The 26,164-nt window shown below is 70.2% G+C and carries 26 protein-coding genes; 18 read left to right on the top strand and 8 right to left on the bottom strand.

The annotated features are described in order from the left end of the window. Positions 1 to 284 precede the first annotated feature (284 nt). Complete coding sequence (locus AF1_RS23420) at positions 285 to 950, bottom strand: response regulator transcription factor (RefSeq protein ID WP_067803262.1); 666 nt, start codon at positions 948 to 950, stop codon at positions 285 to 287. On the opposite strand from AF1_RS23420, the gene AF1_RS23415 reads away from it, so the two are divergent. The 3 genes from AF1_RS23415 to AF1_RS33615 all read left to right on the top strand — a co-directional run bounded on the left by AF1_RS23415 (position 949) and on the right by AF1_RS33615 (position 1,688). Further along, complete coding sequence (locus AF1_RS23415) at positions 949 to 1,164, top strand: hypothetical protein (RefSeq protein WP_067803260.1); 216 nt, start codon at positions 949 to 951, stop codon at positions 1,162 to 1,164. The two genes, AF1_RS23420 and AF1_RS23415, sit on opposite strands and share 2 nt — an antisense overlap. 91 nt (positions 1,165 to 1,255) lie before the next feature. After that, entirely contained in the window at positions 1,256 to 1,432 is a 177-nt protein-coding gene (locus tag AF1_RS34710; RefSeq protein WP_157419278.1) for a hypothetical protein, read from the top strand. A gap of 88 nt (positions 1,433 to 1,520) precedes the next feature. Next, on the top strand, positions 1,521 to 1,688 hold the full coding sequence (locus AF1_RS33615; protein ID WP_207393966.1) for a hypothetical protein: 168 nt from the start codon (positions 1,521 to 1,523) through the stop codon (positions 1,686 to 1,688). Positions 1,689 to 1,710: 22 nt separating this feature from the next. Here the strand turns inward: AF1_RS33615 and AF1_RS23410 are convergent, their stop codons facing one another. Next, a complete protein-coding gene (locus tag AF1_RS23410) occupies positions 1,711 to 1,968 on the bottom strand; it encodes a hypothetical protein (protein ID WP_067803257.1) in 258 nt (85 codons plus the stop codon). Between the two features lie 420 nt (positions 1,969 to 2,388). On the opposite strand from AF1_RS23410, the gene AF1_RS23405 reads away from it, so the two are divergent. Both AF1_RS23405 and AF1_RS23400 read left to right on the top strand, forming a co-directional pair. Continuing rightward, positions 2,389 to 3,390, top strand: coding sequence for a DUF5753 domain-containing protein (locus tag AF1_RS23405; protein ID WP_067803254.1), 1,002 nt, complete (start codon positions 2,389 to 2,391; stop codon positions 3,388 to 3,390). A 95-nt stretch (positions 3,391 to 3,485) separates the two neighbouring features. Further along, positions 3,486 to 4,313 (top strand): SAM-dependent methyltransferase, encoded by an 828-nt coding sequence (locus AF1_RS23400; RefSeq protein WP_067803252.1) that lies wholly within the window; start codon positions 3,486 to 3,488, stop codon positions 4,311 to 4,313. A gap of 83 nt (positions 4,314 to 4,396) precedes the next feature. Here AF1_RS23400 and AF1_RS23395 read toward each other — a convergent pair whose 3' ends face one another. The 5 genes from AF1_RS23395 to AF1_RS23375 all read right to left on the bottom strand — a co-directional run bounded on the left by AF1_RS23395 (position 4,397) and on the right by AF1_RS23375 (position 8,414). After that, a complete protein-coding gene (locus AF1_RS23395; protein ID WP_067803250.1) occupies positions 4,397 to 4,987 on the bottom strand; it encodes a GNAT family N-acetyltransferase in 591 nt (196 codons plus the stop codon). A gap of 44 nt (positions 4,988 to 5,031) precedes the next feature. Further along, positions 5,032 to 5,229 carry a hypothetical protein gene (locus AF1_RS23390; RefSeq protein ID WP_131732426.1) on the bottom strand — a complete coding sequence of 66 codons (198 nt, stop codon included), beginning with the start codon at positions 5,227 to 5,229 and terminating at the stop codon, positions 5,032 to 5,034. A gap of 147 nt (positions 5,230 to 5,376) precedes the next feature. Then, positions 5,377 to 6,042, bottom strand: a complete 666-nt coding sequence (locus AF1_RS23385; protein WP_067803244.1) for a CoA transferase subunit B — start codon at positions 6,040 to 6,042, stop codon at positions 5,377 to 5,379. After that, positions 6,042 to 6,809, bottom strand: a complete 768-nt coding sequence (locus AF1_RS23380) for a CoA transferase subunit A (RefSeq protein ID WP_067803240.1) — start codon at positions 6,807 to 6,809, stop codon at positions 6,042 to 6,044. The genes AF1_RS23385 and AF1_RS23380 overlap by 1 nt, the downstream gene beginning before the upstream one ends. 111 nt (positions 6,810 to 6,920) lie before the next feature. Continuing rightward, positions 6,921 to 8,414, bottom strand: coding sequence for an APC family permease (locus AF1_RS23375; RefSeq protein ID WP_165488331.1), 1,494 nt, complete (start codon positions 8,412 to 8,414; stop codon positions 6,921 to 6,923). A gap of 340 nt (positions 8,415 to 8,754) precedes the next feature. On the opposite strand from AF1_RS23375, the gene AF1_RS23370 reads away from it, so the two are divergent. The 13 genes from AF1_RS23370 to AF1_RS23310 all read left to right on the top strand — a co-directional run bounded on the left by AF1_RS23370 (position 8,755) and on the right by AF1_RS23310 (position 25,696). Continuing rightward, the gene (locus AF1_RS23370; protein WP_067803233.1) at positions 8,755 to 9,759 is read left to right on the top strand and encodes a thiamine pyrophosphate-dependent dehydrogenase E1 component subunit alpha; all 1,005 of its coding nucleotides are present in this window, start codon (positions 8,755 to 8,757) and stop codon (positions 9,757 to 9,759) included. Then, positions 9,746 to 10,714: an alpha-ketoacid dehydrogenase subunit beta gene (locus AF1_RS23365; RefSeq protein WP_207393965.1), complete on the top strand. Its 969-nt coding sequence runs from the start codon at positions 9,746 to 9,748 to the stop codon at positions 10,712 to 10,714. The genes AF1_RS23370 and AF1_RS23365 overlap by 14 nt, the downstream gene beginning before the upstream one ends. Before the next feature lie 15 nt (positions 10,715 to 10,729). Then, complete coding sequence (locus AF1_RS23360; RefSeq protein WP_067803224.1) at positions 10,730 to 11,644, top strand: alpha/beta hydrolase; 915 nt, start codon at positions 10,730 to 10,732, stop codon at positions 11,642 to 11,644. A gap of 53 nt (positions 11,645 to 11,697) precedes the next feature. Further along, positions 11,698 to 12,741, top strand: a complete 1,044-nt coding sequence (locus AF1_RS23355) for an NAD(P)H-dependent amine dehydrogenase family protein (protein ID WP_067803221.1) — start codon at positions 11,698 to 11,700, stop codon at positions 12,739 to 12,741. Positions 12,742 to 12,782: 41 nt separating this feature from the next. Then, positions 12,783 to 14,879, top strand: coding sequence for a hydantoinase/oxoprolinase family protein (locus AF1_RS23350; RefSeq protein ID WP_067803218.1), 2,097 nt, complete (start codon positions 12,783 to 12,785; stop codon positions 14,877 to 14,879). Continuing rightward, positions 14,880 to 16,631, top strand: a complete 1,752-nt coding sequence (locus AF1_RS23345) for a hydantoinase B/oxoprolinase family protein (RefSeq protein ID WP_067803215.1) — start codon at positions 14,880 to 14,882, stop codon at positions 16,629 to 16,631. 85 nt (positions 16,632 to 16,716) lie between these two features. After that, positions 16,717 to 17,523, top strand: coding sequence for an IclR family transcriptional regulator (locus tag AF1_RS23340; RefSeq protein ID WP_067803213.1), 807 nt, complete (start codon positions 16,717 to 16,719; stop codon positions 17,521 to 17,523). 393 nt (positions 17,524 to 17,916) lie between these two features. Beyond that, positions 17,917 to 20,070 (top strand): oxidoreductase, encoded by a 2,154-nt coding sequence (locus AF1_RS23335; protein ID WP_067803210.1) that lies wholly within the window; start codon positions 17,917 to 17,919, stop codon positions 20,068 to 20,070. Continuing rightward, the gene (locus tag AF1_RS23330) at positions 20,067 to 20,603 is read left to right on the top strand and encodes a (2Fe-2S)-binding protein (RefSeq protein ID WP_207393964.1); all 537 of its coding nucleotides are present in this window, start codon (positions 20,067 to 20,069) and stop codon (positions 20,601 to 20,603) included. The genes AF1_RS23335 and AF1_RS23330 overlap by 4 nt, the downstream gene beginning before the upstream one ends. Continuing rightward, positions 20,600 to 22,882 (top strand): xanthine dehydrogenase family protein molybdopterin-binding subunit, encoded by a 2,283-nt coding sequence (locus tag AF1_RS23325; protein WP_067803206.1) that lies wholly within the window; start codon positions 20,600 to 20,602, stop codon positions 22,880 to 22,882. The genes AF1_RS23330 and AF1_RS23325 overlap by 4 nt, the downstream gene beginning before the upstream one ends. Further along, entirely contained in the window at positions 22,879 to 23,742 is an 864-nt protein-coding gene (locus AF1_RS23320) for an FAD binding domain-containing protein (protein WP_084263250.1), read from the top strand. Before AF1_RS23325 ends, AF1_RS23320 begins: the two co-directional genes overlap by 4 nt. Positions 23,743 to 23,744: 2 nt before the next feature. After that, positions 23,745 to 24,536 carry an SDR family NAD(P)-dependent oxidoreductase gene (locus AF1_RS23315; protein ID WP_067803202.1) on the top strand — a complete coding sequence of 264 codons (792 nt, stop codon included), beginning with the start codon at positions 23,745 to 23,747 and terminating at the stop codon, positions 24,534 to 24,536. Positions 24,537 to 24,583: 47 nt separating this feature from the next. Continuing rightward, positions 24,584 to 25,696, top strand: coding sequence for an alkene reductase (locus AF1_RS23310; protein ID WP_067803200.1), 1,113 nt, complete (start codon positions 24,584 to 24,586; stop codon positions 25,694 to 25,696). A 176-nt stretch (positions 25,697 to 25,872) separates the two neighbouring features. Here AF1_RS23310 and AF1_RS23305 read toward each other — a convergent pair. Further along, positions 25,873 to 26,164: YceI family protein (locus AF1_RS23305; protein ID WP_169804054.1), on the bottom strand; the 292-nt coding region annotated here is incomplete at its 5' end.

Genomic DNA, 26,164 nt, shown 5'->3' with positions numbered 1-26,164 from the left:
CCGGCAGGGGGCCGCTCTGGCGCACGGCCCCCTGCCCCCCACTCCCGGTACATCGCCCCTTGACCGCAGAGATGCCGGTTATCCGGCGCGGACGGCATCCCTCCCCCTCCCCGCACAGCGCCGCCCCCAGGAGAAACCAATGATCGAACCCGCGATCGCCCGGCTCGTTGAACGCGCCGTCGCCCACGATCGAGTGATCACCCAGGCGCGGGAGGCCGCCGAATCGAAGCGGCACCGGCGCCCTTCGTCCGCAAAGGACGGTGAGCGAAAGCCGATGTCCCCCCTCAGGCGTTGAGCCGGTAGCCTGCGCCGCGGATCGTCTCCACCCGCTGGTGGCCGATCTTGCGGCGCAGGTTCTTCACGTACACCGCGACGAGGTTGGATCCGGGGTCGAAATCGAACCCCCAGACGGCGCTGAGCAACTGCTCGCGGGTCAGGACCCGGCCGGGGTTCCGCAGGAAGACCTCGGCCATGCCGAATTCCCGGGACGACAACTCCACCGCGGTCCCGTCCACGTACATCCGCCGGGTGAGCAGATCCAGCGTGAGATCCCCGGCCTGCAGGACGGTGACCTCCGGCGCGCTCTCTCCGCGCAGCCGCAGCCGCAGCCGCACGCGGGCGAGCAACTCCTCGAACGCGAACGGTTTCGAGACGTAGTCGTCCGCACCGCCCTGCAATCCGGCGACGGTGTCGCCGACACTGTCCCGCGCGGTGAGGATGATGATGGGGAGCGTCACCCTGGCCTCCCGCAGCTGGCGCAGGACCGTGAAGCCGTCCCGGACCGGCAGCCCGATGTCCAGGATCATCAGGTCGTAATATCCGGTGCGCGCGAACTGGTAGGCGGCCAGGCCGTCCTCGGCCACCGTGGCCGAGTATCCCGCCCCTTGCAGACCCTTCTCAACGAACGCCGCGGCCCTGGCCTCATCCTCGGCGATCAGAATCCGTCGCATGGCATCCCTTCCGGTGTCCACCTACTGCTTCGGATACGGGGCCGAGAGGGTGATCGGATCACCCATGCCGTACACGGGGTTCCACAGAGTCACTGGCGCCGGTGACACGGTGCCGGACGCACCGGGCGCCGTCCCCGGCTTCGACGCGTTCGCCCGGTACCGCAAGCTGTTCGACGGCCCGCTGATCGCCGATCGGGGTTCGGGCGGCCAATGAGGGCTTCGGCCCGGCTTGCATCCTGTACCGAGGTACAGGCTTACCGTCGGGATGTGGCCGCCGCCGGGGTGGCCGGGCGGAGGAGCCGAAGATGGCCGAGCCGGAGCGGTGCTGTGCCTTTCTGGCCTTCTCCTGCACGCGGACCGCGGAAGGGCTGGTGGTGGAGGTGACCGCGCCGGCTGAGGCGGGCCCGACGCTGGACGGGATGCAGGTGCTGGCCGAACGCGACGCCCCGCCACAGGTCGTCGCGCAGGGCTGGACGAGGTGAACGGCCGGTACGAGGGGCTGCGGTCCCGCCAGGTCGCCGAGGCGGCCGGGGTGAATCCGCAGACCCTGCGGTACTGCGAACGGCGCGGGTGAAGCTGATCGAGGTCGAGCGGCGCATCGCCGACCTGCAGATCATCCGCACCACGCTGCAGGGGGCGATCGAGGCGGGCTGTGCTGACCTGATCGCCTGCGCTGGGGAGCCCTGCCGCCCGCTGCCGTTCAGCGGCCTCACCCACCCCGATCGGGAGCAGATGTGACGACGCGTTCTCGTCCGAGCCGTCATAGTGAGGGCGTCCCTGGGGCGCCGTACGTAGTGGTACGCAGACGGCGACGCAGCGCCGCGTCGCGGTGCTGGTCACCGAGCGCGGTGATGTCGACGGCGACCGGGGAAGTGCGCATGATGCTCCTTGTGGTGGCGGGGTGGTCGTCCAGGTGATCGTCCGCCCAGAAGCCCTCAAGCTGGTGGCGGCTGAGCTGTGACACCGGCACGTGCGGCAGCATCCGCCCGGTACGAATGGCCCAGGTAGTGAACAGCATCTGTGCTATGTCCCGCCAGTACGCCTCGTTTACATCGAATATCGGCAAACTGGACGGCACCGAGAACCCTCTCCGGTAGAACGATCACCTTTGAGGAGGATCTTGGGGTCTTCCAGCCGCACTCGGCAGCGCTTTACGGACATCCGGAAAATTCCGGAAGAACGATCTTCGCCTCCGGGAACCCATGGCGATAAGGGCGAGTATGTACACTTTTACAAGTCAAGACGAGTGGGCTTCCGCCGACGTCAGCGGAAAGCGTCGCAGGACATCCATGCAGGCCAGCAATGCGCGGGTTCTCTTCTGGGGCACCCTCGCCTTACGGGCCGAACTCCGTTCTGTGTCAGATGACACAGTCCGCACCGGTTCTCCTGGAACGCTAGGATCATCCAACCGATCTCCAGTGGAGGACCGAGACCCTCAATGGACAAACGGCGCGCCGTAATCCTCGCCGATTTTCGCGAGTTCCTCGATTCCGCGATCAATAGGGCGGGAGTGAACTTCGCGACGGCCAGGCGGCTGTCCGGGCAGTTGCAGGGGACTGTTGGCGCTCCTGGGGCTCCGCTTCAGCCGGTCTACAAGTCCACACTGCATGACCACGTCCGCGGAAAGCAGCGTCAGAACCTCCCGCCCTGGCCATGGGTGGCCAACCTATGGGCGTTCCTGGTCGCCGCCGCCGCGGAGAACAAGGCCGATCCGGACGCACTCGGCCCCCTCAAGGAGTGGCAAGCGGTCTACGAAGCAGCCGAGGCCGGGCTTCGTCGGCTGGGCAAGCAGGCCATGGACGCAGAGGCGGCGGTATTGCCCTCCACTCCCCTGGTCGAGCCGTACACGGCCTGGTGGGCCGCCTACGCGGACATCGTTCCGCCCTGGTTCGGGTGGTACCTGAACCTTGAGCCTCTGGCCACCGAGGTCCGCTGCTATGAGGAGCTGTACATTCCCGGCCTCCTCCAAACCAAGGAGTACGCCGAGGCCGTGGTACGTCTCCAACACGGCCGGGCACCCGGGGCACAGATCAAGCGGCGGGTCGAGCTGCGGATGCTGCGGCAGCGGCTCATGCCGCACGGCGGCCGCCGCGTATGGGCACTCATCAACGAAAAGGCGTTGCAGAACCCTCAGATCGGTCAAACCACCATGAAGCGGCAACTGCACCATCTTCTCCAAACCCCGGACCACATGCCGGTCCAGATCGTTCCGGCCCCCGTTTCAGCTCGCCAATCGGTGACCGGGCCGATCACCGTGCTGCGTTTCAGCCACGCAGACCTGCCGGACACCGTCTATCTGGAACAAGACGATAGTGCGCTGTATCCGGCTGACCCGGAGGTCCGCGCGCTGTACCTCCAGCAGTTCAACAGCCTGGTAATTGCGGCTCACCGCCCCAAAGAATCACAGGCCATCATCGAACAACTGATCAACGATATGTGACAGTTGCCGGTGTCCCCTTGCAGGGGGTTGCCTGCCCGTGACAGGAGCCAGAGGATGGAGGTCCCTCTGTGCCCCACGAAAACTCTGGAGATCATGTGTCCGATGACGCCTTCGCGTGGCAGAAAGCCGAAAACGAACTGACCGAAATCGACACCTCAGTCCCGCACTCCGCCCGGATCTGGAACTACTGGCTCGGCGGCAAAGACAACTTCCCCGTCGACCAGGCCGCCGGCGACCAGTACGCACAGACCTTCCCCGGCATCCTCGACCTCGCCCGGCTCACCCGCGGATTCCTCAAGCGGTCAGTCCGCTTCCTCGCCAGGGAGGCCGGGATCCGCCAGTTCATCGACGTGGGCACGGGCCTGCCCACGATCGACAACACCCACGAAGTCGCCCAGCGCATCGCACCCGACGCCCGGATCGTCTACGTCGACAACGACCCCCTGGTGCTCGCACACGCACACGCCCTGCTCACCAGCACCCCGCAAGGCACCACCGACTACATCGACACCGACATGCACCGCCCCGACACCATCCTGGAAGCCGCGGCCCGCACCCTGGACCTCGACCGGCCGGTCGGACTCACCTTCATGGGAGTACTGGGGCACATCGCAGACGACGGCGAGGCCCGCTCCATCGTGACCGCCCTCATGGACGGTCTCGCACCAGGAAGCCACCTGGCCATCTGCGACGGATACGACGTCCTGTCCCCCGAGCTCCTCCAAGCCCAGCAGGACTACGACGACGGCGGGTCGGTCCCCTACAAGCTGCGAAGCCGGGAACAGCTCGAAAGCTTCTTCACCGGCCTTGAACTCCTGCCGCCCGGCCTGGTCCCCGCTCCCCAATGGCGCCCCGAAACCGAGATCATCAGCCCGGCGCCGCAGGTACAGCCGCTGGGAGGGATCGCCGTGAAGAACAGGTGAGACCGGCGACCGCCACCGGCCATCCGCCGGTCCTGACAGATCTCGCGTTCAACGGTGCCGCCGCCCTGATCGGCCACCTTGGACTAGCCTCCCTCGCCGGGCCGGCGCCACATGGGCCAGAACCGCGTGCCGTCCGGCAGGTCGAACGGCGGGCGGTCCCGGTAGCCGTGCCGCAGGTAGAGCGCGCGGCTGCGCGGGCTGCTGGCCTCCAGGTACGCGGGTGTACCGGCGGCGTCCAGCAGCGCGTGGCGATGGCGCAGCAGCGCGCTCCCGAGCCCCCGGTCCTGGTGATCCGGCCGTACGGCGAGCAGCGCCAGGTGGTGATGCGGGCTCTCCGGGTGGTTCTTCGCGAAGAGCTCATCCAGGTGCGTGAACCGCTGCGTCCACGGGCCGCACGCCTCGGCGAGCCGCCGCTCGTAGTCGGGCGGCTCGGGCAGCGGGTCGGCCCGCGGGAACCACACGGCCGCGCCGGCGCCGTCCTCCACGACGTCCACGTCACCGTGTTCGACTGCGTGCTCGACGAGGATACGGAAATCCGCGCGCAGGACGTCCACCCGCACGGCCGAGTCCGGTACCAGCCAGGCGGTGGCCCGCAGTCCGGCGAACGCGGTCGCGACCAGGTCGGCCACCGGCCCGACGTCGCCCGGGCCGGCCGTGCGAATCGAAGTGCTCATCGGTCTGTCTCCTCCATCGGCTGTCTCGGGCGGGCGACCCGTCGTCACGACGTGCGCGGAAGATCATCGGGCTCGCCGACCGGCGCGGCGCCGGAGTCGAAGCCCGCCTCGGCTCCCAGTCCGATCCTCGCGTACACGGCGGAGTTGCCGACGCGCAGGGCCGGTGCCCAGACCGCGCCCAGGGCCGCCGCGGCGACGTACAGACTGGGCAGTACCCACCGGAGCGGCGAGTCCCTGTGCACGCCTGGCAAGGTGACGAAGTTGACCACCGCGAGGTACACGATGATGGCCAGGGCGACGGTCGCGCGCCGGTCCGGATGCCGGTGCGACCGAACACCTTCGGCAGCACCCGTTCCCGGCCGCGAACAGGCTGGTCACGAACAGGCTGGTCACGAACAGCGCGCGGGCGATGTGATCGCGGTGCCGCTCAGGCGGACGTCAGCGGCGGTCTTGGCGCGAATCTCCTCGGACGTCACGTCGGGTGCCGTCTCCACCAGAATCAGGCCGTCCAGAGTCACGTCCAGGACGCCCAGGTCGGTGATGATGCGATCCACGCATCCTCTGCCCGTGAGGGGCAGGTCGCATTCTTCAACGATCTTGGGGCTGCCGTCCTTGGCGGTGTGGTGCATCAGGACGATGACCTGGCGGGCGCCGTGCACAAGGTCCATGGCGCCGCCCATCCCCTTGATCACCTTGCCGGGGACGGACCAGTTCGCCAGGTCACCACGGGCGGAGACCTGCATGGCGCCGAGAACGGCGGTATCGACGTGACCGCCGCGGATCATGCCGAAGGACAGCGCGGAGTCGAAGAAGCTGGCGCCGGGCCGGACGGTGACGGTCTCCTTGCCGGCGTTGATCAGGTCCGGGTCCACCGCGTCCTCGGCCGGGTAGGGACCGACACCGAGGACGCCGTTCTCCGACTGCAGAACGACCTCCACCCCCGCGGGCAGGTGGTTGGGAATCAGCGTGGGCAGCCCGATGCCGAGATTGGCGTAGGATCCGCCGGTCAGTTCCGCGGCGGCGCGCGCCGCCATCTGGTCGGTGGTCCAGGGCATCAGGCGTCCTTTCGGGGTGAGACCGTGCGCCGTTCGATCCGCTTGCCGGCGGCCTGCCCGGGGGTGAGGGCGACCAGGCGCTGGACGAAGATGCCGGGCAGATGGATCTCATCCGGGTCGAGTTCACCGAACTCGACCAGTTCCTCGACCTCGGCGATCGTGATCCGGCCCGCCATGGCCGCCAGCGGGTTGAAGTTGCGGGCCGACTTGTTGAACACCAGGTTGCCGTGCCGGTCCCCGCGGGCGGCGTGCACCATCGCGAAATCGGTGGTGATGCCGTGCTCCAGCACGTGGGCGCGGCCGTCGAACTCGCGCACCTCCTTGGCCGGTGAGGCGACCGCCACGGTGCCGTCGGCCGCATACCGCCAGGGCAGCCCTCCGTCGGCGACCACGGTGCCGACACCCGCGGGCGTGTAAAAGGCCGGGATGCCGCAGCCTCCGGCGCGCAGCCGCTCGGCGAGCGTGCCCTGCGGGATGAGTTCCACCTCGATCTCACCGGCCAGGTACTGGCGCGCGAACTCCTTGTTCTCTCCTATGTACGAGCCTGTCACCCGCGCGATGCGGTGGGCGGCAAGGAGCACCGCCAGACCGGAGTCCATCGCACCGCAGTTGTTGGAGACCACCCGCAGGCCGGTGACACCGGCCTCGTACACGGCCTGGATCAGGGTGTCCGGGACACCGCACAGGCCGAAGCCGCCGACCGCGAGGGACGCTCCTTCCCCGATGTCCGCCACGGCCTCCGCGGCCGTAGCGACTGCCTTGTCCACTCGCCGACCTCCATGAGTTCCATCGATTCCAGAACCAGCGACACGTCCACGGGGACGGCGAACTGGAGAAGGGTTGCGCTCCATCGCCGTCCCCGCGCATGACCGCACCGGCTAGTGCTCGGGCGTCGCCTCGCCGTCCGGCTGACCGCCGATGCGTGCGTAGACGGCCGGCCGGGTCCGGGACCACCGGACGGCAAGAACGACGCCGAGGACGCCGAGACCGAAGGTGAGGAGCTGGAACGCGACCCCCAGCACGGTGGAGCCGCCGATCAGCAGGGTGAAGTTCTTGCTCACGATCAGCAGCACGGCAAGCAGCCCCACGAAGCCGAGCGCGGGAGCGATGAGCGTGTTCCACGTACGCTCCGTGTGCTCTCGGCGGCGGAAGAACACCACGACCCCGAGGCAGGTGAGGGCCATCAGGATGAGGATGGCGTAGGCGCCGATGCCGAACATCCACGAGTAGAAGCTGACGACGTCCAGGCCCGAGAGCAGGAAGGGCAGCGAGACCAGCAACCCGATGATCGACGTCACGAACGATGCCTTGTAGGGAGAGTGGTGGCGCGGGTGGGGCACGCCGAGGAATTTCGGCAGCACCCCGTCCCGGGCCAGCGAGTACGCGTAGCGGGCGATGGGGTTGTGCACGGAGAGCACGGACGCGAAGACGCTCGTCACCAGCAGCGCCATCGCCGTCTCAGCGGCGAACGTACCGACGAACCGGCCGAGTGCCTCGGAGAACATGGTGGACGGGGATTCCTGGGCGACCCCGACGACCTTCGACGGGCCGAAGGCCTCCACCAGTGCCCAGCTCGAGAAAACGTAGAACAGCGCGATCAGGATGATGGACAGGAAGGTGGCGCGCGGCACCGTCCGGTCGGGGTCACGGACCTCCGCGCGGTAGATGGCGGTCGCCTCGAAGCCGACGAAGGTGGCGCTCGCGAACAGGATGCCGAGGCCCACCGACCCCGAGGTGAACGCGTGGAACGTGAACGGCTCCAGTGCCCCGTCCTCCGGACCGCCGCGGAAGAGCACCGGCAGGTTCAGAGCCATGACGGTGAGCACCTCGAGCGTCATGAGCACGCCCAGGACCTGACCCGACACCTCGATGTTGAAGTGACCCAGGGTCGTGACGGCCGCCCAGCACAGGAGTGAGTAGATCCACCAGTCGACGCTCGGCGCGTGGAAGAGGTCGACGAGCAGCGAGTTGAGCGATACGCCGAAGAGCCCGTAGGCGCCCAGCATCAGGGTCATGTAGCCGAATATCGCGATGAAGGCCGACCCGAGTCCTACGGGCCGGCCGAGGCTCGCGGTGATGTAGGCGTAGAAGGCACCGCCGGTCTTCAGGTGCCGGGTCATCGTCGTGAACCCGACGGCGAACAGGAGCAGGATCACGCCCATCACCACGTAGGTGCCGGGAGCCCCGACACCGTTGCCGGAGCCGATGACCACGGGGACCACCCCGGCGACCGCGCCCAGCGGGGCCGAGACGGCCAGCACCGTCAAGATCAGTTTGACGGTGCCCATCTGGCCTTTGAGGGAGCCGTCGCCGGGAGGGCCGCCGGCCGCGGTCGCCGCCACGCGTGGCTGCACGTCTGATGTATCGCTCACGATCGGTCTCCTCAGGGGAATCGTCCTGGGGGCAGCCGACACAGCACCCTGAGGCGCGCGCTGACCTGCGATGAAAGATGGCGTGTCGGCATACGAGCTAGTGCTCGTACTGTGCAGCGAACGGACGGCGGCTGTCAACCATCTGCCCGGAGGCGATGCCCCGAGGCCACCCGGACCGATGACCTGCATTGTCTTCGCCGCACAAGGGCGGGCTATCTTGATGCGACTGGATGCTCGCATAACGAGCACCTTCGAGCCGACGCGCGCTTGACGCCGCCGCCGAGTGAAGTGCACGATACGAGCGGATGCACACAATACGAGCAGAAGGATTCTCCTGTCGATGCCCCCAACCATCACCCCTCATCAGCACCTCGAGCTCTACCGCTCGATGGTCCTGACGCGTGCGGTCGAGACGGCGATCGAGCGCTCGCATCGCGCAGGACGGATCTCCGGGTCGTTCCATTCCTCCCTTGGCCAGGAGAGCTGCGCCGCGGGGGTCTGCGCCGCGCTGCGCAGCACCGACGCGGTCACCAGCAACCACCGCGGGCACGGGCACGCGCTCGCCAAGGGCGTCACCGCGGACGCGGTGCTGGCCGAGCTTTACAAGAAGACGCACGGCACCAGCGGCGGTCGCGGTGCCTCGATGCACCTGCACGACCGGTCCGTCGGCTTCTACGGTGAGACCGCGATCGTGGGCGGCGGCATTCCGTGGGCGGCCGGTGTGGCCTGGGCCAAGAAGCGGGCGGGCACGGACGACATCGCCGTGTCCTTCGGGGGTGACGGCGCCTTCGCCAACGGTGTCTTCGGCGAGAGCCTGCGCCTGGCCAAGTTCTGGGAGGCGCCCTGCCTTTTCGTCTGCGAGAACAACGGCTGGGCGCACTCGATGCCGGTTGAGAAGATGTTCGGCCCGCCCGGCTCGATCACGGCCATGGTCCGCGCGATGGGCATCCAAGCAGAGCACGTCGACGGACGGGATGTCCGCGCGGTGCACGAGTGCGCGAGTGAGCTCGTCCAGTACATCCGCCGGGAGGGGCGACCGGCCTTTCTGGAGTGCGTCGTCTACCGCGTACGCGCCCACAGCATCAACGACGCCGACTACCGGTACCGGCCGAAAGACGACGGCCGGCAGTGGCTCGACGCCAACGACCCCATCGAGGCGTCGCGGCGGGAACTCGACCGCGCCCTGCCGGGGCGGGCGGCCGAGGTCGATCGCGAGATCGACGAGATCGTCCGGCGGGCCGTCGAACGCGCCGAAGCGGGCCGGACGCCCACTCCCGCCGACGCCTTCAAGACCGTCTACGCAAGCGAAGGGCTCGAGTGGCATGGCAGTGTTGAAGTTCGCTGAGGCGATCCGGGCCGCCCTCGACCACGAGATGGCCGAGGACCCCTCCGTGGTGCTGATGGGCGAGGAGGTCGGCGCGCTCGGCGGTGTGTTCACCGTGACCAAGGGGCTCATCGACAAGTACGGGCCGGAGCGGGTCATGGACTCGCCGATCGCGGAGGGGGCCCTCGCGGGCTTCGCGGCCGGCGCGGCCACCGAGGGCATGCGGCCGGTCGTCGAGATCATGTTCTCCGACTTCGTGATGCTGGCGATGGACCAGCTCATCAACTTCGCCGCCAAGATCCACTACATGAGCAACGGGCAGTTCTCCGTCCCCGCGGTGGTGCGGCTGCCGGGCGGCGCCGGCACCAACCACGGGCCGCAGCACTCCCAGGCGCTGGAATCCTGGTTCGCCCAGACGCCGGGGCTCGTCGTCGCGATGCCCAGCACGCCGTCCGACGCCTACTGGATGATGCGCGAGTCGATCCGCCTCGACGACCCGGTCATGTTCTTCGAGAACAAGAACCTCTACTTCACGGCCGGCGAAGACGTCGACTTCACCGAGGGTCCGCGCGGCATGCGGGCGGCGGTCCGCCGGGAGGGCGCCGACCTGACCGTCGTCTCAGCGGGACGGATGTCCGGCATGTGCCTTGAGGCGGCGGCGACCCTCGAAGAGTCCGGGTACTCCTGCGAGGTCGTGGACATGCGCTACCTGTGGCCGCTGGACCTGGAGACGGTGGCCGCGTCCGTGAAGAAGACGTCCAAGCTGGCCGTCGTCTACGAGGCGGTGCAGTACGGCGGCTGGGGCTCGGAGATCGCCGCCTGGGCGGCCAGGGAGCTCTTCACCGACCTGGACGGCCCGGTGCACCGCGTCGGCGCCCACCGCGTTCCCATCCCTGTCGGCGTGTCCCTCGAAGAGGCCGTCATCCCCACCCCCGCGACCATTCACGCGTCGCTGCTCGAACTCGCCAAGTTCTGACCACGAAAGGTCCCCATGTCCTCCACCATCGTCCCCGAGAGCCTCTCCTTCACCTCGGACGGCCACCGGCTCGCCGCCCTCTACTACCGTCCCGAGGGCGATGGACCGTTCCCGTGCGTCGTCATGGCCGGCGGCTGGTGCTACGTCAAGGAGCTGGCGCAGCCGACGTACGCGGCCGCCCTGGCCCGGCAGGGCATCGCCGCGCTCATCTTCGACTACCGCGGCTTCGGCGGCAGCGACGGCGAACCACGCCAGCACATCGACCCGGCGGCTCAGATCGCGGACTACCGCAACGCCATCGACTACATCGAGACCCGCCCGGAGATCGACGCCGACCGCATCGGTGTCTGGGGCATTTCCTACAGCGGCGGGCACGTGCTGATCCTCGGCGCCGTCGACCCGCGGGTGAAGGCGCTGTGCGGCATCGTCCCCGTCACCGACGGGTACCAGAACATGCGTCTGGCGCACGGCACACTCGGCTTCCGGCGCCTGCGGCAGGCGATCCTGGACGCCCGGCGCAAGCGCCGGGCCACCGGCGAGGTCACCTACTTCCCGCACCAGCCCGCCGAAGAGGGCGAGCTGGCCACCTGGCCGTTCCCCAGGAGCAAGAAGACCTTCGCCGCCCTGAAGCAGCGCGAGGCCCCGGCGTACATCGGCGAGGCCACCGCGGAGTCCGCCGACCTGCTGCTCGGCTACAGCGTCTTCCCGTACCTGCCGCGCCTGCTCGGCAAGCCGGCGCTGCTGGTCATCGCCGAGGGCGACGACCACACGCACTGGGACCTGGCGCTCAAGGCGTACGAGCAGATCCCCGGCACGGCCAAGGATCTCCTGATGATCTCGAACGCCGACCACCTCACGTTGTACGCCGACCGGGACCGGCAGCACATCGTCGCCGGCCGCGTCGCCGGTTTCTTCCAGGACAACCTGTGAGCCCGGGCGCATCCGGTATCGGCCATGACCACCGACGGCAGAAGGAGCCGGCCATGACGACCACACCCAAGATCGCGATCTGCGGGCTCGGCAGCATCGGGAAAGCCGCCGCGCGGCTGCTGCTGGACCACCGGGAAGGTTTCGAGATCGTCGGCGCGATCACCAAGGAGGCCGCCGACCAGGGCCGGCGGCTCAGCGAGGTCGCCGGATCGACGACCTCCTCGGACGTCGTCGTGGGCGCCGACCTCAGCGACCTCCTGAGCGGCGAGCCGGACGTCGTCCTGCTCATGACGGGCTCCTTCCTCCAGGACACCGCCGACGACGTGATCCAGTGCGCGCGGGCCGGCGCCGGCGTCATCACCCCCTGCGAGGAGCTCGCCTTCCCGTTCAACCGCGCCCCCGAGACGGCCCGCCGGATCGATGAGGCGGCGCGGGCCGGCGGCGCCACCGTCCTCGGTACCGGCGTCAACCCCGGCTTCATCTTCGACAGCTTCCTGGCCGCCGCCAGCGGGTGCAGCTGGGACGTGACGTCGATACGCGGCCGGCGCGTCGTCGACGTCGCCGGCTTCGGCCAGAACATCCACCGGCGGCTCGGCATCGGCTACACGCCGGCGGAGTTCGAGAAGGGCCACGCGGACGGCACGATCGCCGGCCACGTCGGCTTCCCGGAGTCCATCCAGATCGTCGCCGAGCGGCTCGGCATCCCGCTCGACGGCCCCGTGCAGGAGACCTTCGTGCCGCTGGTGGCCGAGTCACCCGCCCCGACCACCTACGGTGAGCTGCCGGCCGGTCTCACCGAGGGCTTCGTGCAGCGCGCCACCGGCATGGTCGAGGGCCGGGCGATGCTCGAGTTCGACCTCGTCCTCCACCTGCGTCCCCGCGACGCCGCCATGGAACCGGCCGACACCTTCGAGATCGACGGGACGCACCCCGTGAAGGTGACGCTCAGCCCCGGCATGGACGCCATCCCCGCCACGTCCGCCCAGATCGTCAACGCGGTGCCCGCCGTGCTCGCCGCCGAGCCCGGTCTGAAGACCGTCAAGGACCTGCCCGCCGCCGCGGCCTGGCGGAACCTGGGCGGCGGGCTCTTGCGCTGACGGCCGCAGCGCATCACCCCATCCCGTCGCGAAGGACGCAAATGAGATTTGCAGTCGACACCGGAGGAACGTTCACCGACCTCGTCATCGAGGACGGCTCCGGCAGCCTCACCATCTACAAGAGCCCCACGACGCCCGCAGACCCCGTGCAAGGCATCCTGGACGCGTTCCAGGTCGCCGCCGACGAGCTCGGCCGCTCGCGAGAGTCCCTGCTCTCCGCCGGATCCATGCTCTTCCACGGCACCACCCGCGGTCTGAACGCCGTGCTCACCGGGAACGTGGCCCGTACCGCGCTGGTCACGACCGCGGGTCACCCCGACATGCTCCTTCTGCGCGAAGGCGGGCGGACGCAGATCTTCAACCAGCGCCGGCCGTACCCCGATCCCTACGTGCCGCGGTCCCTCACGTTCGAGTTGGCCGAGCGCATCGATGCCCAGGGCGAGGTGGTGACCGCGCTCGACGAGGCCGCGGTCGTCGAGCTCGCCCGCTCGCTGCGCGCCGCGGAGGCCGAGGCCGTGGCGGTGTGCCTGCTCTGGTCCATCGTCAACCCGGCGCACGAGCTGCTGGTCGGGGAGGTGCTCCGGCGCGAGCTGCCCGATGTCCCGGTCACGCTCTCCCACCACCTCAACCCGTGCCTGCGCGAGTACCGGCGCGCGTCGTCGGCCGCGATCGACGCTTCGCTGAAGCCGCTGATGACGACCTACATCGCGGGCGCCCGCGCCCGCCTGGCGGACGCGGGCTTCCAAGGCCGTCTGCTGATGATGACGTCGTCCGGAGGGGCTCTGGACGCCGCGATCGTGGCCGACGCGCCGATCCATTCGCTCAATTCCGGGCCGTCCATGGCGCCCGTGGCGGGACGCTTCTTCGCCGGCCTGGACGCCGAGGCCGACATGGCCGTCGTCGCGGACACCGGCGGCACCAGCTACGACGTCAGCGTCGTCCGCGACGGCCGGATCCCGTGGACCCGGGAGTCGTGGATCGGGCAGCCGTTCCTCGGTCACATGACCGGCTTCCCGTCCGTGGACGTGCGCAGCGTCGGCGCCGGAGGGGGCAGCCTGGCGTACGTGGACGCCGGCGGCATGCTGCACGTCGGGCCGGAGAGCGCGAGCGCCGTCCCCGGGCCGGCCTGCTACGGACGCGGCGGAGAGCGTCCAACGCTCACCGACGCCTGCCTGGTCCTGGGCTACCTGAACCCCGACTACTTCCTGGGCGGCCGGTCCCGCCTGGACGTCGACGCGGCCGTCAAGGCGGTGGACGTCCACGTCGCGCGGCCCCTGGGCCTGCCGGTGCACGAGGCGGCGGCGGCGATCTGGGAGCTGGCGACCGAGCACATGGTCGGTGCGATCGAGGAGATCACGAGCCACCAGGGCGTCGACCCGTCCCGCGCCGTCCTGGTCGGCGGTGGCGGCGCCGCCGGGTTCAACACCGTGGCCATCGGACGGCGGCTGTCCTGCCCGGAGGTCATCGTCCCGCTGATGGGCCCGGCGCTGAGCGCGGCGGGCGCGCTGATCTCCGAGCTCTCGCGCGGTTTCGAGGTCAACGGCAAGACCCGTTCCGACGCGTTCGACCACGAGCGGGTCGCCGCCGTCATCGGCGAGCTGGAGACCCGCTGCCGCAAGTTCATCGACGACGCGGGCAAGGACATCCTGTCCAGCGAGGTCGAGTACGCCATGGAGGCCCGCTACCCCAACCAGGTGTGGACGCTCGAAGTGCCGATCGACCCCGAGCTCACCCGCACGCCGGAGGGCGTCGAGAAGCTGGTCGAGGCCTTCCATATCGCGCACCAGGAGACCTTCGCGGTCGCCGACGCCGCCTCCCCCATCGAGATCGAGAGCTGGCATGCCCGCGCCTCCTGCCGGCTCAGCGACCCGCGGCCGCCGGTGCTGGCTCCGGGCGGCGGGACGCCCGCCTCCCGGGAGATCTACCTGGCCGGGGCGGGATGGCGCACGGCCGCCGTCTGGCGGCTGGAGGACGTCCCGGTGGAGCGTCCGCAGCCCGGTCCCGCCATCGTCGAGACGGCCACCACGGCGATCCTCGTCGACGAGGGCGCCTCCTTCGTACGCAGGTCCTCCGGGACCCTGCACATGGTTCCCGGTCCTCGCGGCGAGGCCACGACAGCAAAGGCCGAGGTGATCTGAATGGACGGCGTCCGCATGGCGGTCCTGAGCAGCCGCATGAACGTGATCGTCGAGGGGATGATGAACACCATCTTCCGTTCGAGCCGGTCCGGCGTCCTCAACGCGGCCCACGACTTCTCCTGCTGCATCGTCAGCGCCGACCACCAGCTGGTCATCGGCGCCGAGAGTCTGCCGATCCACATGATGAGCGGCCCCGACCTGATCTCCAGGGCCATCGCCGAGGCCTACCCGGCGCTGACGCGGGGGGACGCCTTCCTGCACAACTCCCCGTACAACGGCAACTCGCACGCGGCGGACCACTGCATGGTCGTACCGGTGATCGACGACGAGGGCGTGCACCGGTTCACCGTGCTGGCGAAGGCGCACCAGGCCGACTGCGGTAACTCGCAGCCGACGACCTACATGGCGAACGCGCGGGACGTCTACGAAGAGGGAGCCCTCATCTTCGACGCCTGCCGGGTGCAGCAGAACTATGCGGACGTCAGCGACATCCTGCGGATGCTCAAGCTGCGCATCCGCGTCCCCGAGCAGTGGTGGGGCGACTACCTCGCCCTGCTGGGGGCGGTCCGCCTCGGCGAGCGGCGCATGCTCGAACTGGGCCGGGAGGTCGGCTGGGACACGCTCGGGGAGTTCGTCGTCGAGTGGCTCGACTACGGCGAGACGATGATGGCCGATGCCATCGCGGCCCTGCCCGCCGGCCGGTTCAGCGCGCGGACGGAGCACGACCCGTACCCGGGCGCTCCGGACGGCGTCCCGATCAACGTCGACATCGGGGTGGACCCCGCCGCGGGCCGCATCGACATCGACCTGCGCGAGAACGTCGACTGCCTGCCCAACGGCCTGAACCTGACCGAGGCCACGGCCCGCACCGCGGCGATGATCGGCGTGTTCAACTCCATCGGCGAGAACGTGCCGCCGAACGCCGGCAGCCTGCGGCGCATCAACGTGGCGCTGCGGGAGAACTGCGCGGTGGGCGTCCCGTCGCACCCGCACAGTTGCTCGGCCGCGACCACGAACCTCGCCGACCGGGTGTCCAACATGGTCCAGCGGGCGTTCGCGTCGTTCGCCGAGGACGTGGGCATGGCCGAGTGCGGGGCGGTCATCCCGGCCGCGGCGGCGGTCGTGTCCGGCACGGACCCGCGCAACGGGAAGAACTTCGTCAACCAGATCTTCCTGGCCGTCACCGGCGGCGCCGGCACCCCGTGGACCGACGGCTGGCTCACGATCTTCCACGTCGGCTGCGGTGGCATGCTGCGGCGCGACAGCGTCGAGGGCGCCGAGACGGCGCACCCGATCCGCGTCCGTACGCAGAAGCTCGTGCGGGACACCGAGGGCGCGGGCCGCTTCCGCGGCGCACCGTCGGCCTACGTCGAATACGGTCCGGTCGGGACGACGCTGTCGGTCGCCTACGGGACCGACGGGGCGGTCAACCCGGCCCAGGGCATCCGCGGCGGCCTGCCCGGCGGACCCAGCGAGCACTACCGGCGCGACGCCCAGGGGAACCTGCACCCGCTCGGGTCGCAGGGCATCATCGAACTCGCGGACGGCGAGACCATCGTGTCCGTCACCGCGGGCGGAGGCGGGTACGGCGACCCGCGCGAACGTCCCGCCGAGGTCGTGCGGCAGGACGTGGCCGAGGGGTGGATCTCACCGGAGCGGGCAGCCGAGGTGTACGGCGTGGCGCTGGGCGAGAACGGTGCGCTCGACAGTGCCCGCACCGCGGAGCTCCGCGGCCGGCCGGTGAGCGCCTGACCGGTGATGGCTCCAGTTCTTCCAGCCGGTCACGACATCCTTGGGAAAGGGCTCCCCCGTGGACGAGTTGAAGTATGCTCCGACCGTGGCTCGCGATACGAACTCCGGCCCGAAAACGGCCGGGGACGGTGGCATCCAGTCCGTCGCCCGCGCACTGTCGATCCTGGAACTGTTCGACGAACGCCGGGGAACGCTGACCACCAACGAGATCGCGAGCCTGACCGGGCTCAACCGGGGGACCGCCTACCGGTTCTGCCAGACCTTGCGCCGCCTCGGCTATCTGGAAGAGATCCGGCAGAGCACGTTCCGGCCGGGGTTGAAGGTGCTCTCGCTGGCCCAGGCCGCCCTCGGCGGACGCGGCCTGGTCGAGATGGCCATGCCCCGGCTGCAGGCCCTGCGGCACGACACCTGCGAGACGGTCAACCTCGCCATACCGGACGGGTCCGAGATCGTCTACGTGGCGAGACTGCTCAACGACGACCTGCTCGCGCTGCGGCTGGTCGTCGGCAGCCGGCTGCCGATGGCCGTCTCCTCGCTGGGGCGCGCCATGCTCGCGTTCATGCCGGACGACCAGGTCGAGGAGATCCTCTCGAACTCCGACTTCCCCCGGCTCACCCCGTACACGATGACCGATCGCGCGGAGCTGCGCGAGGAGCTCGCGCGGATCCGGGAGAAGGGCTACGCCTTCAACGACCAGGAGGTCGCGGTCGGCGTCCGGGGCATCGCGGTGCCGGTCCTCGGCACGGGCGAACAGCCGATCGCCGCCATCAACCTGTCCATCGCACGGCCGCTGCCGGAGGACGAGGTGGACGGCAAGCTGGCGCCCATGCTGCTCGACGCCGCACGCGACATCGGCGAGCGCGCCCGGCAGCTCGACCAGTTCGGGGACTGACGTCAGGTCCTCCCCCACCCGCCGGGAGGACCCACGGCATCGCGCACCCGTGACCCGTCCCCGGATGGACGGCGGCAGGGCGTGCCCGTGAGGCACGGTCCCGTGCGGCGCGTGCCCGCACCCGCGATGGCCGCATAGCCTCGTTGTGGCTGGTCATCGGGTCGATCGCGCGCCCGGTGCCCGGTGGGGGCCAGTCGCCGATCCGTCCTGGCGGGGGGCCGGCGACGCTTGCCCGCTCCATCCGCCGACCCGCCCCGAGCAGCCGGAGACGGGCCGCCCCGCCTCCCCTTGACATCCCCCATCCCACGCAGTCACTCTACGAGCAGATATTCACAATACGAGCATCAGGTCTGCAGGCGCGCCGCCGTAGCCGGCCACCGAGAGGAAACACCCATGTCTCGCCCCGCGCAGTACGACGTTCTCTTCGAACCCGTCCGCATCGGTCCGCGGACGATGAAGAACCGCTTCTACCAGGCCCCGCACTGCACCGGCTTCGGTGACGTCTTCCCCGGCGGCAACGCGCACCATCGCGCGATGAAGGCCGAGGGCGGCTGGGCGGTGGTGAACACCGAGGCGACGACGATCGCACCGGAGTTCGACTGGGCCGGGCAGATGACGCCGTCCCGCATCTGGGACGACGACGACATCCGGAACTGGTCGCTGCTGGTGGAAAAGGCGCACGAGCACGGCGCGCTCGCCGGGATCCAGTTGCACGCCGGAGGCGCGTTCCTCACCGGGTTCGACAGCCGGATGCCGGGGCGGCACCTGACCGACCGCCTGGAGGAGGCCGGATGGCTCGGTTCGGTCATCAAGATGGACAAGCGGGATATCCGCGAGGTACAGCGGCAGTACGTCGCCGCCGCCCGGCGGGCCAAGCGCGCCGGCTTCGACATCCTCAACATCTGGGGCGGCGAGTCGGCGTCACTGCCCGTGCAGTTCCTCATGCGGCTGCACAATGACCGCACCGACGAGTACGGCGGCTCGCTGGAGAACCGGGCGCGCTTCTGGCTGGAGACGCTCGAGCAGGTGCACGAGGCGGTCGACGACGTCGTCATCGCGGCGCGCTTCTGCATCGACTCCCTGCACGAGGGCGACGGCGGCATCCGCGTCGACGAGGAGGGAGTCGGCTTCGTCGAACTGGCCGACCACCTGGTGGACTTCTGGGACGTGCAGGTCGGCGGCGAGAACGCCGAACTGTGGATCAAGGACGCCGGTCCGTCCCGCTTCTACCCGGAGAACTTCCAGCAGGCGTGGGTCTCCAAGATCCGCCCGCACACCGCGAAGCCGATCGTGGGCGTCGGCCGCTTCACCAGCCCGGACACCATGGTCGAGGTCGTCCGCAGCGGCCAGCAGGACATCATCGGCGCCGCCCGCCCCTCCATCGCCGACCCGTTCATCCCGCGCAAGATCGAGGAGGGTCGTCTCGACGACATCCGCGAGTGCATCGGGTGCAACGTCTGCGTGTCGCGGGTGAACGCGCGCTGGCACCTGATCTGCACGCAGAACTCGGCGGCGGGCGAGGAGTACCGGCGCGGCTGGAACCCCGAGGTCATCCCGCCCGCGCGGAACAAGGCCAAGAACGTCCTGATCGTCGGAGCCGGACCCGCCGGCCTGGAGTGCGCCGTCACCCTCGGCAAGCGCGGCATGGCCGGCGTGCATCTGGTCGACGCGTCCGATGACCTCGGCGGCCACGTGCGGTGGATCGCCGGGCTGCCCGGGATGGGCGCCTGGGGCCGCGTCATCGACTGGCGCAAGGCCCAGCTGGGCAAGCTGCCGAACGTCCAGGTGATCACCAACACCCGGCTCTCGCCGCGGGACGCCTACGAGTACGGGGCCGACATCGTCATCGTCGCCGTGGGCGCGCAGTGGGTCGACACCGGCATCAACGGCATCACCCACCAGCCGATCGCCGGCGTCACCGGCTCGCGGCCCGACGTCCTGACGCCCGAGCAGGTACTGCGTGACGGCAAGCCCGTCCCCGGCCGGCGGGTGACCGTGTACGACACCGAGGGCTACTTCATGGGATCCAGCCTCGCGGAGAAGCTGCGGCGCGACGGCCACGAGGTCACGCTGGTGACCAACTTCGGGCACTCGTCGCCGTACATGGACTTCACCGGCGAGAACGTGCACATGCGGCCGATGCTGGAGCGTCTCGGCGTCACCGTCCGCTCCGAGCACATCATCAGCGCCTTCGAGGGCGGCGTCGTGCGCGCCCACGACCACATCGCCGAACAGCGCGAGCTGGAGTGGGAGTCCGACGCCCTCGTCCTGGCGACCCAGCGGGTTCCGCTCGACTCCTACTTCAAGCAGGTGCGCGAACTGCACGAGGCGGACCCCGGTGCGGAGGTGCAGGCGGTCTACCAGATCGGGGACTGCGTCGCCCCGCGCATGCTGCTCGCGGACGCGGTGTTCGACGGCGCGCGGCTGGCCCGCGAGATCGACGCGCAGGACCCGGCGACTCCGCTGCCCTACATCCGCGAGCGCCGGCTCATCGGCTCCACGGACGAGACGTACGCCGCGATCCTCAACCGTCCCGAGGGGCGGTGAGCGGCTTGCCGAACGCCCCGTCCGGCTCCCGGGACCTGGTTCCCCGGGCCACCACGCTGGTCGTCAACGGCACCGCGCACGTCCTGGACGCGGCTCCGGACACCCTCCTCGTCGACACGCTGCGCACAGGTCTCGGCCTCACCGGCACCAAGGTCGGCTGCGGCACCGGCGACTGCGGGGCGTGCACGGTGCTCGTCGACGACGAGCCGGTGTGCTCCTGCATCGTCTTCACGCGGCAGTGCGAAGGGCGCCGCATCCGTACGGTCGAGGATGTCGTGACGACCCCTGCGGGACGTGCCACCAGCGAGGCGCTCGTCGCCTGCGGCGGCGTCCAGTGCGGTATCTGCACACCCGGCATCGTGGTGTCGGCCACCGCCCTGCTGGAGCACAGCGGGGGCGAGGTGTCCCGCGACCAGGTCAAGGGGGCGCTGGCCGGCAACATCTGCCGCTGCACGGGATACATCGGGATCACCGACGGCGTGTGCCAGGCCGCTCAGAGGTTCCGGGACGACGCAAAGGCACGGACGTCATGAGCAGGCTCGGCACGGAGTTCACGCGGCTGGACGCCGCGGGCAAGACGGCGGGCACGGCCCGGTACACCGACGACCTGGCCGGGTCCGCGGAGCTGCACGGCGCCGTCGTCCGCTCGGCCGTCCCGGCGGGCCGCATCGCCGGCATCGACGCCTCCCGCGCCCGGGAACTGCCCGGGGTGGTGGCCGTCCTCACCGCGCGGGACGTCCCGTCCGGTCTGCAGGGGCTGTTCGTCGAGGACGAGCCGCTGCTCGCCCGCGACCGGGTGCGCTACGTCGGCGAGCCCGTCGCGCTCGTGGCGGCCGGGAGCCGGACGGTCGCCCTGGCCGCCGCGCAGGCCGTGCGGGTGTCGTACGAGGAAAAGGAAGCCGTCGTAGACCTGCGGGCCGCGGCCCTCGACGAGGCTCGCCGGGTTCACGACGACCGGCCCAACCACACCGAGAGCAGCCGGATCCTTCGGGGCGACGTGGACGGCGCCTTCGCGCGCGCCCACGTCATCGTCACCACCGTGGTCGACTCGCACCGCGTCCACCAGGCGTACATCGAACCGCGCGCGGCCACCGCGGAGTGGTCCCAGGGCCGGCTTTCGGTCACCACGACCTCCCAGGCTCCGTTCGAGGTGCGGGCCGGCCTGAGCAAGCTGTTCGGCCTGCCGCTGAACCGCGTCTCGGTCAGGGTGCCCACCCTCGGCGGCGGGTTCGGCGGCAAGCTGCACCTGGGCATGGCCCCGATCGCCGCGGTCCTCGCCCGGCACACCGGGTGCCGTGTCAGCGTGCTGTGCAGCCGCGAAGAGGAGTTCCAGACCCCGGCACCACGGGAGAACTCCCGGGTCGAGCTCGTGTCCGCGGTATCCGCCGACGGCGACATCCTCGCGCGGCGTGCCCGCATCCTTCTCGACAGCGGCGCCTACGCCTACGACATCCCGCCGGTCGCCTCGGTGGCGGCCCTGCAGGCATGCGGCCCCTACCAGGTCGGTGCCGTGGACATCGTCTCGGGATCGGTCTACACGAACACGGTCCCGACCGGCTCCTTCCGCGCTCCGTCCGGACCGCAGATGTCGTACGCCGTCGAGGCGCACATGAACGACATCGCCGAACGCCTGGGGATCGACCCGCTGGAGCTGCGCGAGCGGTGCGCACTGCGCGAGGGCCACGAGGGACCGACCGGGCAGGTGATGCGCGACCCCGCCATGGCCGAGGTCCTGCGGCGAGGCCGGGAGTACCTTGCGACCTGGCGGGGCGAGGCGCAGCCGCCACCGCCCGGCAAGGCACGCGGGTACGGCCTGGGGTGCGCGATCTGGACCGTCTCGCCCGTCGGATCCGCCGCCACCCTGACCATGAACGAGGACGGCACGGCCACGGTGATCACCGGGGCGACCGAGATCGGCACGGGCGCGGTCTCCGAGACGCTCGCCGCCATCGTGGCCGACGAGCTGGGCATCGACAACGCGGACGTCCTGGTGTCCGCGGGCGACACCGACCGGGGCTCGGTCGACCACGGCTCACAGGGCAGCCGCACGCTCTACGGTGTCGGGACGGCGATCGCCTCGGCCGCCGCCCAGGTACGCGAGGTGCTGCTGCGGCAGTACGCGCACGACCACGAGATCGCGGTCCAGGACTGCGAACTCCGGGACGGCACCGTGCGGGTCCGCGGCATCGAGCAGCTGGCGCAGCCGCTCGCCGAGGTCATCACCGCGGCGATGGACACCGGCGGCCCGGTCGCCGCCAACGGCCGCTTCCAGCCCTCCCCCGTCCAGCACGACCCGGGCTGCGTGTCCGGCTGGGTGGGCGCCTTCAACGAACCCACCTTTCATTGTCACGCGGCGCAGGTGGAGGTCGACCTCGCGACCGGGGCCGTCGAGGTTCAGCGGTACGCCGCCGTCCACGACACCGGCCCCGTGCTGAATCCCCACGGAGCCAGGGGGCAGGTGCACGGCGGCGTCGTGCAGGGACTGGGCTACGCGCTGAGCGAGGAGATCGTGAGCGACGACCGGGGCCGGGTCGTGAACGCGAACCTGCACGACTACCGGGTGCCGACGATCCTGGACGTGCCCGAGACCATCGACGTCCATTTCGTCACCGAGCACCCGGGCAGCGAGGGTTACCGCGGTCTGAAGGGCATCGGGGAGGCGCCGGCGATCCCCGGTGCCGCCGCGATCGGCTCCGCGGTCCGTGATGCGATCGGCGTGCAGCCCGCGTCGTGCTCCATGACCCCTGAGACCGTCCTCCGGCTGATGGCCGGGCTGGCGCCGGCAACGATCCGGAGCGGTGAGGCCACATGATGCGGGACCTGGAATGCGCCACCGACCTGGACCGGCTGCTGGAGCTGCTCGGGGCGGGCGCGGGCGTGATAGCGGGCGGGACGGACTTCGTCCCCCTCTACGCGGCGGGGGCGATCCGGCACGAGGTGATCGTCGACATCACACGCGTGCCCGAGCTCACCGTCCTGGCGGACACGGGTGATCACCTCCGGATCGGCGCGGCCTGCGCACTCGCCCGGCTGGCCCGGGTCACGGACCCGTGCTGGGCGGCGATCGTGGACGGTGCCGGGCTGATCGGGTCCGGCCAGACCCGACGCCGCGGGACGATCGGCGGCAACGTCTGCCGGGCCTCGCCTTCGGGCGACACGCTCGCGGGCCTGCTGGCGAGCGACGCGGTCATGGTCGCGCGATCGGCCTCCGGTCAGCGCAGGATCCCGGCATCGCGCTTCTTCCACGGCCCCGGCCGCACCGACCTGGCCCCGGGCGAGGTGCTCGAATACGTGGAGGTGCCCCGGAGCTCGTCCTCCGGCGCCTACTGCCGGGCGACCGTACGCCGGTCGATGGATCTCGCGACGGTCGGCGTCGCCGTCGTGCTGCACACCTCCCGCGGACATGTCGTCCGTGCCCGTGTCGCTGTCAGCGGCGCAGGACCCACACCGATCCTCGTGCCGGTCGGCGACCGCCTCAACGGACTGGAGCCCGCCTCCGTGATCCACTCGGCGGCCGCTCTGGACGAGGCCGTGCAGGAGGCCATCTCGCCGATCGACGACGTGCGCGGCAGTGCCTGGTACCGGCGGCGGCTCACTCGTCCCCTGCTTGAGCGAGCCTTGCTGCAGGCCGTCAGCAGGGCGAACACAGATTTCGCGGAAGTGGAGGAATGAGAATGGGCGTTGCCGTGGTGACAGGTGGTGCCGGCGGAATCGGCGCCGCCGTCGTGGAACGGCTCGCGGACGACGGGTACGACGTCGCCGTCATCGAGCTCCGGCGGCAGGACCTGGACCGGGTGCCACAAGCCCGCGGGCCGGCGCGTATCCGCGGGTACGAGGCGGCCGTCACCGACCCGCAGGCGGTCGCGCGCGCCCTGGAAGCCGCGGAGGGCGACCTGGGTCCTGTCGACGTCCTCGTGAACAACGCCGGAGTGATCTCCGAGATCGGGCTGCTGGACCTCGACGTCACCGAGTTCCGGCGCGTCCTGGACGTCAACGTCACCGGCGTCTTCGTCTGCACGCAGGCGGCGGCGCGGTCGATGGTGCGGCGCGGCACCCCCGGGCGGATCGTCAACCTGGCGTCCATCAACAGCCAGTCGATCTCGACCGCGGGCCTCTCCCACTACGCGGCCTCCAAGGGCGCGGTGGCGATGCTGACGAAGGCGTCGGCCCTGGAACTGGCTCCGCACGGGATCCGGGTCAACGCGGTGGCACCGGGGGTGGTGGAGACGCCGCTGGTCGCGCGGACCTTGGCGGACCCGAACCGGCGCGCGCACTTCGAACGCAGGATTCCACGCGGGACGCTCACCACGGCCCACGACGTCGCCGACACCGTGACGATGCTGGCCCGCCCGGACCTGCGGGCCATCACCGGAGTCATCGTTCCCGTCGACGGTGGCGAGCACATCGGTGGCGCCCGTGTGGACGACGACGGCAACCCGGGCGCGAAGGTGGTCGCGGCCGGGTGAGATCCGGGCGACACCATCACGCCGAAGTCCACTATCAAGGAGATGGCATGTCAGACCCCGCGGCGCTACGCCTGTTCACGCCCTTGGAACTGCGCGGGGGGATTCCGCTGGCGAACCGTGTGGTGATGGCGCCGATGACACGCGCACGCGCGAGTGAACCCGAGGGGATCCCCTCACCCGAGGCGGCCGCGTACTACGCGCAGCGCGCGTCCGCGGGCCTCATCGTGACCGAGGCGACGAACATCTCGCTGGAGGGCAAGGGCTACTCGCAGACTCCGGGGTGCCACACCGACGAGCAGGAGCGCGCCTGGGCGGAGGTGGCGTCAGCCGTGCACGGGCGGGGCGGCCGCATCGTCATGCAACTCTGGCACGTGGGACGGCTGGCCTGTCGCGAGACATCCCGCGGCGGGCCGGTGGCGCCGTCGCGTCAGACCGCTCCCGCCTCCGTGTGGGTCGCCCGCCCCGACGGCTGGACCGGAACGGTCCAGTGCGACGAAGCCCGCGCACTCGACGTCGCGGACATCCGGCGGATCGTCGGCGACTTCCGCGACGCGGCCGTCCGGGCCGTCCGGGCCGGTTTCGACGGCGTGGAACTCCACGGCGCGAACGGTTACCTGATCGACCAGTTCCTCCGTGCCACGACCAACCGCCGCACCGATGCCTACGGGGGCGGCCGGGAATCGCGAGGGCGGTTCCTGCGGGAGGTGGTCGAAGCGGTCGCCGATGCCATCGGCGAGGCCCGGGTGGGCCTGCGGGTGAGCCCCCGGATCGGCTACGCGGACGCCGACGACCCCGAGATGACCGGCACCCTGCTCCGGTGCGCCGACTGGCTGGACGAGATGGGCATCGCCTACCTGCACCTGGCCGAGGCGGACGCGTCGTTCGACGACCTCGCCCGGCCGGACTTGGAATTCCGCAAGGCGCTGCGCGACCGTTTCACCGGGCCGATCGCCGTGGCGCATCAATACGACGTGGCACGGGCGGAGGAGGCCCTCGAATCCGGGCTGGCGGACCTTGTCGCCTTCGGCCGGCCGTTCATCGCCAACCCCGACCTCGTCGAGCGGATGGCGACCGGGACGCCCCTGGCCTCCGCTGACCGCAGCGTCTGGTACGGGGGCGGCGCGGCCGGGTACACCGACTTCCCCGTCCACGACGCCTGACATGACCCGATCGGGCATCGGAGTTCCAGGGTCCGCTGTTCCCGCACGCGGCGACGCGAGACATGACGGCCGGTGCGCCTAGGGCGAGGCCGGACGGCTCGATCGCCCCGGCCCATTCGATCACTTCGGTGACGGCAAGCGGTGGGCGGTTGCCGGTCGGGCAGAGGCGTGCCCTGTCAGGACCGTCTTCGGATCGCCGCGACCTCGAATTCCACTGTCACACTCGGGCTGATCATGACCTTGGTCACCGCGTTCCAGTTCACGCCCCAGTCGTTGCGGTCGATCGTGACGCCGCCCTTGAAGCCGACCCGCACGCCGTTCGCACCGCCGGTCAACTGCACGTCAACGGTGACCGGTTTGGTCACACCCCGCACGCTGAGGTCACCGGTGACCTTGAAGTTGGTGTCGTCGGTCTGCTCCACCTCCGTCGAGGTGAAGGTGATGACCGGGTGGTCGGTCATGCCCAGG

Origin of the sequence: Actinomadura formosensis NBRC 14204 (assembly GCF_001552155.1) — a bacterium.
GTDB lineage: Bacteria > Actinomycetota > Actinomycetes > Streptosporangiales > Streptosporangiaceae > Spirillospora > Spirillospora formosensis.
This window is presented reverse-complemented; position numbering and strand designations above follow the sequence as displayed.